This is a genomic window from Mucilaginibacter boryungensis, from assembly GCF_015221995.1.
Classification (GTDB): domain Bacteria; phylum Bacteroidota; class Bacteroidia; order Sphingobacteriales; family Sphingobacteriaceae; genus Mucilaginibacter; species Mucilaginibacter boryungensis.
On sequence record NZ_JADFFM010000001.1, the window covers coordinates 229,090 to 242,750 of the forward strand.

A 13,661-nucleotide genomic window follows, 5' to 3' on the forward strand; every position below is an offset into this window, starting at 1 on the left:
CGTGCCGCGTGTGATATAGTAGAAAAAGCGGCCGGCGTAGGCGGGAATGCCGTTTCAAATCGCCCTCTTGCGAAAATTTGAAACGCAGGGCGGGCAGAAGCTCCTTGTTCCGTCCACTGATACTATTTTATTGAATTATCAAACAAAATTGCGGACAATATTAATGTGGTAATTATCATGCTGTTTAATTGGCATATTTGATAGGGTCAACTATAAATCATCGGCGCCAGCCAAAGGAAATTTATTAAATATATCGCAAAATGATCAAAGAAAGCTTCAACCGGTTTCAATGTAAATTTTATCTTTTCACCTTATTGCTTACCGGCTTTTTAACCGCGACAGTTGCCAGGCCGCCAATCGTTGTCATTAATCAGGGCTACAGGTTAGTTATCAACTCCGATAAGGGGACTATAGAATCGTTTCAGGCTACTAATAATGGCGGTATCGATGACCTGCTAATTCCCAGGCATGGCTTGCTGCCTGTGTTCAAAATAGAGTTTATGAGCGCGCCGGGAAAGTTTCAAACGGTAAACTCGTCCGATGCGCGGAAGATCAGCGTCACCAAAACCATCGAAGCATCGGGCGATATCATAGTGCTTAATTTTGAAGGCGTAGGCAAACTTGATGTTAACGCGCGTGTAACCGTGCGCTGCCCCAACGACAAGCCGCTTACCTACTGGAGCATGGAATTGGATAACCGCACTGCAATGTGGGTGGGACACATCCAATTTCCAGTAATAGAGATACCGTTTGATGATAATCCTACTGAAGAAAATTGCGGCCATATCCTGTCGTCGCTTTACGATGGTGTGCTGCTGGGGCCTATTAAGCCGGGCATGGTGGCCGGTGCATGGCGTACCAGCAGGCGCAATACGCCGGAGACCTGGCGATCGACCAATTATCCGCGCGAGTGCACCATCCAGATGATGGCTTATTATAAACCTACTGCTGGTTTATATATGGCTTGCGAAGACCCTGCCGGCACGCCTAAACTGGTTGCACCCATGTTGGAACCCGACGGTGTGACCATGGTGGGGCATTATCCTGGTACACAAACCGGTCATACCAAGCTGCCTTACGAAGTAGTGCTGGGTACTTTTCGGGGTAACTGGTATTCCGCCGCAGCTATTTACCGGGATTGGGCCGAAAAGCAACCTTTTTGCGCTGTAAAACTTGCAGACCGTATAAATTACCCCAAATGGGTGCTCGAGCCGTTGGTTGGCGCTACCTTCCCTATGCGGGGACAGGCCGATTGGGATCCGCCTGCTGCCATTAACCCCGAATACACCCCGGCAACCAACGCTTTGCCTTATCTTGATAAGCTTGCCGCGGCATTTAATGCGCCGTTAATGCCCATTATATTTAACTGGGAAAACGCGGGCCCCTGGGTGCAACCCGGTGCTTTTCCCCCGGTTGGCGGACAAGCCAAAATGCTGGAATTTATGAAGAAGGCTAAAGCCAAAGGCTGGCACCCCATGCTTTATGGCAACGGTGTGAACTGGGTGGTTGCCCAAAAAAACACCGGGTATGATGGGATGCCTTATTTCAAAACCCATGGCGGCGATTCGGCCATTGTGCACCGCTGGGATGGCAGTACGGGTGCGGCAGTGGGTTGGCGCACGCTTTATAATACCTGCGTAGCATCCGGACCTGCGCGCAAAATGATACTGGGCATGACCCGTGGCATGGCGCAACTTAACCCGGATGCGATACAGCAGTTTGACCAGGGCGTGGGCGCCGTAGCCTGCTATTCAACCCAGCATGGGCATTCGCCGGTGCCCGGCCCGTGGATGACGGCGGCCTTTACCAGTTTGCTGAAACAGGATAACGAAACCGCGCGCTCGGTTAACCCTAAAGTGGCCATATCATCGGAAGGCGCACCGCCTGAGGTTTACTTGCAAAGTTTCGATTTTTGGGACGCACGCACAGGTGGCGGCGGGGAAATGATGTGCCCTTTATATTCCTTTGTGTATCACCAGTATTTAAATGGCCATTCGGGGTCATACACCAATTCGGTTAATGACGAGGCTTTGCGCGCCTTTGTGGCGCGGGCACTGGTATCGGGCTATTTTTTGAATTTCACCCTGCGCGATAAGGGACGGGTGGAATATGACTGGGACCAGCCTTGGGAACGATCGGTACCCGACCAGCTGGCTATTACCGATTGGGCCGCACGGGCTACAAAACTGCGGAACGGCATTGGGCGCGATTATTTAATTTACGGGCGGATGCTGCAACCCTGGAACGTCACTAATATGACCAAACGCGATTACGGCTACGGCAAGGAACCGCTGGTACAATCGGGCACCTGGCAGGCTGCCGATGGGCGCATTGCCGTTGTACTGGCCAACTATGCCGATGTTTATCAGTCGCCACGTGTAACGCTGGAAGGACGGGGTAAAAAGCATGTCATTATCTACAACGATGATCAGGTACAAGCCCTCGAGCTGGAACTACCCAGCGTAATAGACCTCCGTATGCCCGCCCGGTCGGTAGGAATGATTGAGGTGAAATAGCGCAGGCCCGGCGAAAAAAGCGTGCCGGCGCAGGCGGGAATGCCGTTTCAAATCTCTATGCTGGCGCACGCGTGCCGCGTGTGATAGAATAGACTAAAAAAAGCGTCGGCCGGACGAAAAAAGCGGGCCGGCGAAGGCGGGAATGCCGTTTCAAATCGCTCTCTTGCGAAAATTTGAAACGCAGGGCGGGCAGAAGCTTTTTTTTCGTCTTGATTTATTCACATGTTAATGTTTTTTCAAGGCGTTCATGAGATCGCTATCGCTAAGTTTTTGTTACTTTTTCATCAAGGAAAAAGTAATAGGCCCCTGCGGCTATGAGCAGACTAACGTTGATATACTTACAGCAGAAAGGACATACCCCTGACCCCTCTCAAGAGGGGAAGCGTTGTGGCCCTGCATGACGGGGATAGTTCGCTGCCGCTCACTATGACGCGGCGCGGGAGGGTGATTAAAAGTGAGCAGGCCCGACGAAAAAAGCGGGCGGTTAGCATACTCTTTTAGGTCAAAATCATGGTTTACACGATTTTTTGTTAATTTGTTGTTAATCAAATATTTAACTCGAAAAAACCCTTGATTTTGTAAACCATGTAAACCATGATTTGGGTGAAAAATGGTGTTGAGGCGCTACTAAACGGGGCAGTCCGTTGCCACTCAACCACCAGCGGCATACTTAAGCCGCCAACCCTATTCCGACCCTAACAACTGACTATATATGGCCAGGTATTGCTTGGCGGCATTCTCCCAGGTGAACTGGCCGGCATGGGCGATGATCTGCGGGGCGCGGTTGTTCTGGGCATAATGCAGCATGCCATTGGTGAAGACCTGCTGCATGTGGGGGGCTTCCAGCTCGTCAAAATAGTACGCTACACTACCCCCAACCTCGGGCAGCGAGGTGTACCTGGACAGGAACACCGGCTTGCCAAAGTGCATAGCCTCAATAACCGGCAAGCCAAAGCCCTCGGCCCGCGAGGGGAACACAAAGGCCGCGCAGTGTTGATAGTACCAGGCCTTGTCGGCCTCAGTAATTGGTCCGGTAATAATGACCCTGTCGGCTACACCGTATTGCCGGGCTGCATCCAGTATGGTTTGCTTGTGCGGGGTTTCCATACCGGCTATCACCAGCTGGTAATCGTTCCCCTGCAACAGCGGCGGTATCAAATGAAAACCCTTTTGCGGCGAGAGCAGCCCGATAGTAAACAGGAAAGGCTTACCGGGCACGTATGCCGGGGTATGGTTGGTCGGCACCACCAGTTGGTCGGCACCGTTGTGGATCACGCTCATCTTATCCCGCGCCTCGGGGATGTACTTCATAACGTCGTCGGCCACAAACCGGGATATGGCCACCACGCGATCAACCGCCAGTATCTTTTTGCGCAGTTGGTTCAAAAACGCCCGGATGCGCCAGGGCTTGCTTTTGTTAATATGCACCTTATTAATATCATGTATGGTCATGATCTTTTTGGCCTTCAGCCGCGAGGGGTGCAGGCGCGTGCGCTGGTCGGTAAGGTGTATAAGGTCGTATTGGTTGTGGTCGCTAAAGTATAGGTCGTGCAGTTTGCTGCGGCGGTTAATGGTTACCTTGCCGTCGAAGTAATCGGTTACCGGGAAAAGGTAAAACTGTAGGTCGAACTGGCCGCCGTTCTCCTTAAGCAAAGCATCGCCCAAACCCTTGCCGAACGAAAAATACCCGCAGTTGGTATCCTTCATGGAATCGAACGTGACTAACACTTTGGGTTTGGACATGCGGCAAATATAATTATAATCTTTGCTATGCAGATTAGCGCGGCGCGTTACGCACTGTCGGCAATATTTTGTTTCTTTACTGCATAATTATGCCTGCAAACTCAAATATCATACAGCCCACCTGCCACGACTTTAAAACCGTTGCCCGCGCGCTTACTGTGGTAGAGAACGACCTGCCGGGTGCCGCGGAGTTGCTTAGATCGCTTGACTTAAGTAACAAAGCGCCGGTAGTGGGCATAACCGGTCCGCCGGGTGCAGGCAAAAGCACCTTGGTTAATGCGCTGATCACGGAGTTGAACACAGGGGGCAAAAAAATAGCCGTATTGGCGATAGACCCAACTTCCCCCTTCAATTTTGGGTCGCTGCTGGGCGACAGGATACGCATGGCCACCCATTTTAACCATCCGGATGTGTTTATCCGCTCGTTGGCTACCCGCGGCTCGCTGGGCGGCCTTTCGGCTAAAACTATTGAAATGACCGATGTGCTGCGTGCGTCGGGGTTCGATTATATCCTGATAGAGACCGTAGGCGTAGGTCAATCTGAAATAGAAATAGCCGGTCTGGCCGATGCCACCTTATTGGTACTGGTACCCGAAAGCGGCGATGAGATACAGAATATCAAATCGGGCATTATGGAGATTGCCGATGCCTTTATTATAAATAAAGCCGACAGGGATGGCGCCGACACCTATTATAATACCCTGAAAAAACTGATCCATCAAAAGGAAACGGCTATACCTATATATAAGGCTATCGCATCGCAAAACACAGGCATTGCTGAGATTGCTGAATATGTCCGCCAATTACCTCACACAAGTAATGCACGACGGGCGCTGCTGCTGGCTGAAAAAGCTTACCAGTTGATACGCCACCAGCGCATGGCGGGTATAGACAAAAAAAAGCTCCAGCAGGATATTGCTGAAGCTATAGAGAAACCAGGGTTTAATATTTACGACTGGATCAGTAGTGCGAAATTCGAAATGCCAACTTCGAAATAGTTTCGCAATTGGCATTTCGCACTTCGGGTTGTTAAGAATTCATTATCTCTTCAATCTCCTCCGCCTCTATAGGTATATCAGCCATCAGATCGGTATTGCCATCTTTAGTTATCAGGATATTGTTTTCTAAACGGATACCCAAGCCTTCAGCAGGAATATAAATGCCAGGCTCGCAGGTGAGGATGTTGCCTGCCGCAAATGGCGTGTAACGCCCTGCAAAATCGTGCACGTCTATCCCTAAATGGTGCGATGTGCCGTGCATAAAGTATTTCTTGTAGGCTGGCATTTTAGGGTCCTGCTTTTCTACATCATGTTTGGTTAATAAACCAAGGCCGATCAGTTCGCTGGTCATTATTTTGCCTACTTCGTCATGATACTCGTTCCAGATGGTACCCGCAACAAGCATTTTTGTAGCAGCACGCATTACCCGCAGTACGGCATCATAAACCTCGCGCTGACGTTTAGTATAGCGGCCATTAACCGGGATAGAGCGGGTCATGTCGGCATTGTAGTTGGCGTACTCGGCAGCATAATCCATTAGTATTACATCGCCATCCTTACAAACCTGGTTATTATCTATATAATGCAATACAATAGCATTTGCCCCCGATGCGATAATAGGGCTATAAGCATGGCCGGTAGCCCGCTGGCGGATAAACTCGTGGATGATCTCGGCTTCTATTTCATACTCTGCTACACCGGGTTTAACAAATTTAAGCACGCGGTAAAATGAATCGCGGGTAATATTGCATGCTTTTCTGGTCAGTTCCACCTCAACTGTACTCTTAATAGCACGCAAATCGCGCATTATTGGTGCGGCGCGTTCATAATGGTGCAAAGGGTACTTTGCGCGCAGGTCGTCCAGGAAGCGCAAATCGCGGTAAGGGACGGTATGGGCATAACGATCATTCTCGTTAGTATTGATGTATACAGTTTCAGCATAGTGTATTACGCTATGTAAAATGCTTTCAAAATCGTTTAGCCAATATATTGCCTGTATACCCGATGCTGCGCGGGCTTCGTCTTTTGTATACTTGTGACCTTCCCAAACAGCGATATGTTCGTTGGTTTGTCTTAAAAAAAGTACTTCTTTGTATAGCGGATTAGGACAATCCGGAAATAAAAGCAGTATGCTTTGCTCCTGATCAATGCCTGTCAGATAAAAAAAGTCAGCATTTTGTTTGAAAATAAAATTTTGATCGCCACTTCTTACAAATTCATCATTGGCATTAAATAAGGCAATTGATTGCGGTTTTAATCGCGAAACGAAATTTTTTCTATTTAAAGTAAATAAATCATTACTAATAGGTAGGTATTTCATTATTCTGATATATTTTAATTTATGGCAAACAAATTTTGTATTTATTTGTCATGTAATTATGAAAAATTGGAACGGTGTTTGGTAATGAATTTCAAACATAATTACTAATTTTGAAAAAAATCACAATTAATTGTTTAATCTTAAAAACTATGAACTATTCTACATTAAAGAAAACAGTCGCCTTATCATTTGTTGCAGCGCTGGCAGTTGGGATGGCAAAAGCCCAAACAACAGACGCACCAATGACTACGTCGTCTTCAACCACTTCGGCCAAGGTATTTGGCGGTAGAGGTCAGTACAACACTTTTAGCCTTGGGGCTAATGTTGGCATCGTCTCTCCATTTTTGGGTATTGGCGGTACTAATGATTTTACAGATTTTAAAGCCGAGTTAGGGTACGGTCTTTCATTAAGAGACCAATTGGCTCATTCTTTTGGGTTACAATTAGACGTACACGGTGGTAAAGTTGCTGGTGATAACAGCAGCGCACCTGGTGGCGTTAAAAACGGCGTTAAAAGCTTTGAAACCAAATTTTGGAGCGGTACTTTAAGCGGTACAGTTAACGTTGCAACTATCGACTATATCCGTCGTAAAAACGCAGTTAACTTCTTTATTACTGGTGGTGCTGGTTTGTTGTGGTATAACCCAACATACGTAAGAACCAACGGTTCTACCGTGGATTACAAAGCAGTATTAGGACGTGACGTTAAAGAGTTAATTATCCCTGTAGGTGCAGGTGTTAAATTCAGGTTATCAGATGCGTTAGCATTAAACCTGGGTTACACAGTTAACTTCCTGGATGCTGATAACCTGGACGGTGTATGGGCTAATGGTCCATCTAACAAAGATAAATACTCTTACGGTTATGGTGGTTTAGAGTACACTTTTGGTCCTAAATCAAAACCAAACCTGGATTGGGTTAATCCTGTAGCTATGATGTATGACGAACTGTACGATGCAGAATTACGTCGCGAAGTTGCAGCTTTAAAAGGTCGTGTTAGCAACGTAGAAAGCGCTGTTAACGATCTGAAAAAAGATTCTGACGGTGACGGTGTATCTGATCAATTTGACAAATGCCCTAACACTCCTGCAGGTACTGTAGTTGATGGTGCTGGTTGCGAAATTCATTTCCCTAAAGTTGATACCACCAGGGCTGCTACTGCTACTGCTCCTGCTGCTTCAGCTTACTCAAACATCCAGTTTGATTTTGACAGCTCAGTGTTACGTACTTCATCTTACCCAGTGTTAGATGCTACTTCAGCCGACTTACGTAGCAGCTCAAGTTCAGTGACATTAAACGGTTACGCTTCATCAGAAGGTACCGCTGCTCACAACCTGCGTTTATCAAAAGACCGTGCTAATTCAGTTAAAACTTACCTGGTAAATTCAGGTGTTGATGCAAAACGCATTAAAGTTAAAGGTTACGGTGAAACTCACCCAATTGCTGATAACTCTACTGAAGAAGGCCGCGTGTTAAACCGTCGTGTTGAATTCAAAAAATAATAACTTGTAAAAAGTTATTCATTAAATAAGCAAAGCCCCCCGATATTTGTCGGGGGGCTTTCTTTTTTTATTAAATTTGTGCATGTATTTCTTTCGCAAAAAAGATCCGAACAGGCCAACCAGCTTTAACCTTAAGGTAATGCATATTATTAATGCTACGGCAATTATTATGTTTTTGCTGGGTATTATATACAAATTGGTATACTGGTTTATTTTGAAGAAGTAAAATAAGTCCGGAAGTCCGCTAAGTCGGAAAGTCCGGAAGATAAATTGTATTTGATTACTCCCGGACTTTCCGACTTCCGGACTACATAAAACACATGAAAGATATCATCAGCAAAAATGCCCCCGCGCCAATAGGCCCTTACAGTCAGGCTATAGTAGCCGGTAATTTATTATTTGTTTCAGGCCAGGTAGCCATTAACCCGGTAAACGGCGAATTGGTAACACAGGATATCCAGGCCGAGACTACCCAGGTAATGGAAAATATTAAAGCAATTTTAATCGAAGCTGGAACCGATTTTAATCGGATTGTTAAAACCACTATTTTTTTGAAAACCATGGACGATTTTGCAGCGGTGAATACGGTGTATGGATCGTATCTAAGTCAGCCATTTCCGGCTCGTGAAACTGTAGCGGTAGCTGGTCTGCCAAAAAACGTAAACGTTGAGATTTCGGTTACCGTTTTATTAGGCTAATGGCAAAAAAGCAAGGAAGCATCATATACCTTGGCTGTGCTATCGCGGCTGCCGTACTGTGGGGCTTTTTTGCATTTCCGTTAAGGCGTATACAACAATACCCGCCGCAGCAAATACTTTATTACCGCGTATTTGTTTCTTTTGCAATTGTCTGGGCAATTAATCTGTTATTCAGAAAAAAACAACTGTTAAAGGATTATCAGTTTATAAAGAATACTGATGCCCGCACTCGCAAAAAGCTTGTTTGGCTGTTCATAGGTTCGGGTGTATTTATCACCGGTAATTGGTACACGTTTATTTATGTAATGAACCATATCAATTTAAAATCGGCGGCATTTGCTTATATGATATGCCCTATTATTACAGCTGCTGGCGGTTTCCTTTTACTAAAGGAACAAGTTACCAGGCCTAAATTAATAGCTATTGGCATTGCAGTTTTAAGTGTAGGGATACTGTCAACAGCGTCTTTATCCCAAGCCATATGGTCGGTTGTGGTAGCTTTGATGTATGCTTTATATCTCATTATCCAACGGGTATTGAACGAGTTTGATAAACTGAATTTGCTGGGCATAAACCTGTTTATCTCTATGCTGGTATTATTGCCATTTTATTTATACGATAACAAGCCAGTACCCATGGCTACTGAGTTTTGGGTAGTGATCCTCATTATCGCTGTAGTTTTAACTATTGTACCATTATTGCTAAGCACTTATGCGTTGAATGGGTTGCCATCATCAACCTTGGGGATCACTATTTATATAAACCCGTTCATATCCTTTACAGTAGCATTTGTTTGGTTTCATGAGCAGGTGAGTTACCACCAGATCGCGGGTTATTTGTTATTAATGCTGGCGGTAGTTATTTTTAACTGGTCAATTATCAGGTCGGCTTTTGGGCGTAAAACCGACACGACAAATTAACCTAATGTCAGCACACTTGAACCAGCTATTTCAAACACCGGTTGAATATTTGAAAGGTGCAGGCCCGGCGAGGGCCGAGGTGCTAAAAAAGGAGTTAGGTATATATAACTTTGAGGATATGCTGCGGCATTTTCCTTATAAATATATAGACCGTACCCGGTTTTATAAGATCAAAAACATTAATATCGAATTGCCGCATGTACAGGTAATTGCCCGTTTAACACACAGGGAAATTTTAGGCGAAAAGCACACCAAACGTTTGGTAGTGCAGGTGCAGGACGATACCGGCATAATGGAACTGGTATGGTTTCAGGGAATTAAATGGATAGAAAAGCACCTGCAACCCGGGAAGGCTTATATTATATTCGGTAAGCCGGGATCGTTTAACGGGAAAGCGCAAATGGCCCACCCCGAAATAGAGCTCTACTCGCCCGCGGCTTTAAAACGCAAAGGGAACGCCACCCTACAGCCGGTATATAATTCAACCGAAAAACTAAAACAGTATACGCTTGACAGCAAGGGGCTCCAAAAACTTACTGCATTTTTAATAGAACAACATAGCAAAGATATCCCCGAAAACCTGCCCCTGTATTTGATAAATAAGCTAAAGTTAATGGGTCGTACCGATGCATACCGGCATATTCATTTCCCCGAGAACGCGGCGGCTTTAAATGAAGCTACGCGGCGGCTAAAATTTGAGGAGCTATTCTTCATCCAGTTAAAGTTGCTGCGGAATAAACTGTTACGGGTGCAAAAGTTTAGAGGCAATATATTTGATAAGGTTGGACATTACTTTAACGAATTTTATGAACATAAACTCCCTTTCCAATTAACTAATGCCCAAAAGCGGGTATTGAAGGAGATTAGGCAGGATACCCAGCGTGGCGTGCAGATGAACCGCTTACTACAGGGCGATGTGGGCAGCGGTAAAACCATTGTGGCTTTAATGAGTATACTGATAGCGCTGGATAACGGCTTCCAGGCTTGCTTTATGGCGCCGACCGAAATATTGGCCAACCAGCATTTTGAAACCGTAAAAAGCATAGTTGGCGAAGGCTTCATTAACATAGCCCTGCTTACTGGTTCTACTAAGCAAAAAGCCCGGAGTGTGATCCATCAGCAATTAGAAGATGGCTCGTTACACATCCTGTTTGGCACACATGCTTTAATAGAAGATAAGGTACAGTACAAAAACCTGGGCTTTATTGTGATAGATGAGCAGCACCGTTTCGGCGTTGAGCAACGAGCCAAACTATGGCGCAAAAATGTTGTGCCGCCGCATGTGCTGGTGATGACGGCTACACCTATCCCACGCACCCTGGCTATGACGCTTTATGGTGATCTGGATGTATCAGTAATAGATGAACTTCCCGCTGGCCGTAAACCTATAGAGACATTGCATTTTTACGAGAACCAGCGCCTGCGGATGTTTGGTTTTATGAAACAGGAGATAGCCAAAGGCCGGCAAATATATGTAGTATATCCACTGATACAGGAAAGTGAAAAGCTTGACTTGAAGAACCTGCAGGATGGTATTGAGGTTATGTCGCGCGAGTTTCCGTTGCCGCAATATCGCTTAAGCATTGTTCATGGCAAAATGAAGGCTAAGGATAAGGAAATAGAAATGCAGCGCTTTGTAAAGGGCGAAACCCATATTATGGTGGCTACCACGGTAATTGAAGTCGGGGTAAATGTGCCTAACGCGTCGGTAATGATTATTGAGAATGCGGAGCGTTTTGGGCTTTCACAACTGCACCAGTTACGCGGAAGGGTAGGTCGTGGGGCCGAACAATCGTATTGTATTTTAATGAGCGACCATAAGCTAAGCCGCGATGGGCGCATCCGTTTGGATACAATGGTGAAAACCAATAACGGTTTCGAGATATCGGAGATCGATCTGCAACTGCGCGGTCCTGGTAATATTGAAGGCACGCAGCAAAGCGGTGTGCTCGACCTGAAACTGGCCGACCTGGCTGCCGATCAGCAACTGCTATTATTAGCCCGTCGCTGTGTAGAAGAAATGTTTGAGGAAGACCCGCAACTCGCCAAGCCAGAAAACCATGTATTGCACCAGGCGTTCATGTCTAAAAAAGATGGCTTAACCTGGGATAAAATATCCTAAAAATTATCCTCACGCACATCCACTCCAATTTGCTTTAGCAATAACGATGCATTAAAGGTTTTGCATTCACCCTGTTTGATTTTGTAATCGAACAACATCTCGCCATCGACCACCTGTATATCGAAGTAAAAGTTGCGTACGTAATCCGGGTATTCGTCTTCAAGCCGGGCAATCTGCAAATCGTGCGTAGCTACCTGACCTACTCCTTTTTTATGGATCAGCTGTTTAATTACTGCTTTTGAGCCCAGGTATTTATCAACCGAATTAGTGCCGCGCAGCATTTCATCAATCAGGAAATAAACCTTGTCCTGTTCCTCAACCGCAGCCAGCAGCATTTGCAGCCGGTCAAGCTCGGCTTTAAAGGTTGAGGTACTTTCGTTCAGCGAATCTTTAATACGCATGTAGGTGATAATGTGGATAACGGATAGCTCCAAACTATCGGCACAAACCGGCGCGCCGCAAAGCCCAAGTACAGCGTTAATCCCCACTGTGCGCAGAAACGTACTTTTTCCCGCCATGTTCGACCCGGTGATGATATCTATTTTAAAAGTATCGTTCAATTCAAAATCATTTGCAACACGGTTTTGAGTTATCAGAGGGTGCGCAAGGTTTTTAGCTTTATAAGTATAGCCGTCTCCATCGGCAATGGTGGGGAAAGCCCACTCGGGATTGTTGACATGTAAACTGGCTAAACTAAGTAGCGCCTCAAATTCGCCCAGTACTTCAAAGGCGCTTTCAAGATTTTCGTGATTGGTTTTCTTCCAATTTTCAATAGCAATAACCTGCCTGATGTCCCAAAGCAGGAAAATATTCAATACAAATTGCAAAACAATATTCAGCCGCAAATTCAGCTTAGTGATCAGCCGCGAAAGCTGGTTTATGCGCTCCGAAACGGATTGCCCGCCCGCCGTTTTAATTTTCAAGGCCAGTTCCTTTAAATACGCCGACTCCCATTCCTCGCTCTCGATACTCTGAAAAGCGAGCGAAAAATGCCCTAATGTTTTGCCTATTCTGCCTGCTATCAGGTCGGTACGATCTACTATTTTCTTTTTAGATGACACCAGGCGGTTATTAAACAACGCTACGACAGGTATAAAATAGGCAGCCTGCCGATAATACGCACCGGCTATCATTAACCCTATCAATATAAAGGGCGCCGCCTGACTGTAAATGTTAAGCCAATAGGCGTCATCCAATTCAATAGGCAATTTCAGGTAACTTACCAGGTTCTGTATCTGTTCCTTTTGCTGTTTAAGCGCGAACAATAAATGAGTTTGGATGTCCAGCTTCCAGTCGTTTTTGTGGCCAATTTCCTTAATCGCCGCTTGTCGGCGCAATATAGTTGCCTTATTGGCCGGCGCATGTAGCCAGGTGCCCAGTTTGGTAATGCCCGGCAATGTAGCGCAGCGATTAATCAATTGGAATAGCGAATTGCTGCCAAATATATCCAGATCTGATGTGTAAAAATGCTTTTCGTTGGTAAACCAGCTGCCGTTATCGTAAATATTAGTGTGGGTTTGAATGCTGTTTAGTTCGTTGGCGTTTACCTTTTCCATATCAAGGTAATAGTTTTTCATGGTGTCAAAACCATTTTGTTTCCGTACAATCCAACCGAAACAAAGCAATGTTGCCGGCAATGAAAACGCGATCAGGAGTATTTCATTAGCACTAATTGCCATGCAAACCGATAAAATAAATAATACAAAAACACCAAGCCGGTACATGGAATAGGTGTCAAAGAGATTTTTATATTTCTCAGCTTCCTGCCGGGCAAAAGCCAATCGCTGTTCGTAATCCTGGATAATAGAGAGGTTCATGGTCATTTAAAGTGATGCCAAATT

10 protein-coding genes are annotated in these 13,661 nt (G+C 45.7%); 7 read left to right on the forward strand and 3 right to left on the reverse strand.

Going from position 1 to position 13,661, the window contains the following annotated elements; translation table 11 throughout:
- Positions 1-260 precede the first annotated feature (260 nt).
- Positions 261-2,516, forward strand: coding sequence for a DUF6259 domain-containing protein (locus tag IRJ18_RS01040; protein WP_194104347.1), 2,256 nt, complete (start codon positions 261-263; stop codon positions 2,514-2,516).
- A 684-nt stretch (positions 2,517-3,200) separates the two neighbouring features.
- On the opposite strand, the gene IRJ18_RS01045 is transcribed toward IRJ18_RS01040, so the two are convergent.
- Positions 3,201-4,259 carry a glycosyltransferase family 4 protein gene (locus IRJ18_RS01045; RefSeq protein WP_194104348.1) on the reverse strand — a complete coding sequence of 353 codons (1,059 nt, stop codon included), beginning with the start codon at positions 4,257-4,259 and terminating at the stop codon, positions 3,201-3,203.
- An 89-nt stretch (positions 4,260-4,348) separates the two neighbouring features.
- On the opposite strand from IRJ18_RS01045, the gene meaB reads away from it, so the two are divergent.
- Positions 4,349-5,257: a methylmalonyl Co-A mutase-associated GTPase MeaB gene (meaB, locus tag IRJ18_RS01050; protein WP_194104349.1), complete on the forward strand. Its 909-nt coding sequence runs from the start codon at positions 4,349-4,351 to the stop codon at positions 5,255-5,257.
- 31 nt (positions 5,258-5,288) lie between these two features.
- Here meaB and IRJ18_RS01055 read toward each other — a convergent pair whose 3' ends face one another.
- Positions 5,289-6,578: an aminopeptidase P family protein gene (locus IRJ18_RS01055; protein ID WP_194104350.1), complete on the reverse strand. Its 1,290-nt coding sequence runs from the start codon at positions 6,576-6,578 to the stop codon at positions 5,289-5,291.
- 149 nt (positions 6,579-6,727) lie between these two features.
- On the opposite strand from IRJ18_RS01055, the gene IRJ18_RS01060 reads away from it, so the two are divergent.
- The 5 genes from IRJ18_RS01060 to recG all read left to right on the forward strand — a co-directional run bounded on the left by IRJ18_RS01060 (position 6,728) and on the right by recG (position 11,820).
- The gene (locus tag IRJ18_RS01060) at positions 6,728-8,080 is read left to right on the forward strand and encodes an OmpA family protein (RefSeq protein ID WP_194104351.1); all 1,353 of its coding nucleotides are present in this window, start codon (positions 6,728-6,730) and stop codon (positions 8,078-8,080) included.
- Between the two features lie 82 nt (positions 8,081-8,162).
- A complete protein-coding gene (locus IRJ18_RS21190; RefSeq protein ID WP_317174036.1) occupies positions 8,163-8,306 on the forward strand; it encodes a DUF6728 family protein in 144 nt (47 codons plus the stop codon).
- Positions 8,307-8,400: 94 nt separating this feature from the next.
- Positions 8,401-8,778 (forward strand): RidA family protein, encoded by a 378-nt coding sequence (locus tag IRJ18_RS01065; protein WP_194104352.1) that lies wholly within the window; start codon positions 8,401-8,403, stop codon positions 8,776-8,778.
- A complete protein-coding gene (locus IRJ18_RS01070) occupies positions 8,778-9,698 on the forward strand; it encodes an EamA family transporter (protein ID WP_194104353.1) in 921 nt (306 codons plus the stop codon). Before IRJ18_RS01065 ends, IRJ18_RS01070 begins: the two co-directional genes overlap by 1 nt.
- Before the next feature lie 4 nt (positions 9,699-9,702).
- Entirely contained in the window at positions 9,703-11,820 is a 2,118-nt protein-coding gene (gene recG / locus IRJ18_RS01075) for an ATP-dependent DNA helicase RecG (protein ID WP_194104354.1), read from the forward strand.
- On the opposite strand, the gene IRJ18_RS01080 is transcribed toward recG, so the two are convergent.
- Positions 11,817-13,637, reverse strand: coding sequence for a MutS-related protein (locus IRJ18_RS01080; protein WP_194104355.1), 1,821 nt, complete (start codon positions 13,635-13,637; stop codon positions 11,817-11,819). The genes recG and IRJ18_RS01080 overlap by 4 nt on opposite strands.
- Positions 13,638-13,661 lie beyond the last annotated feature (24 nt).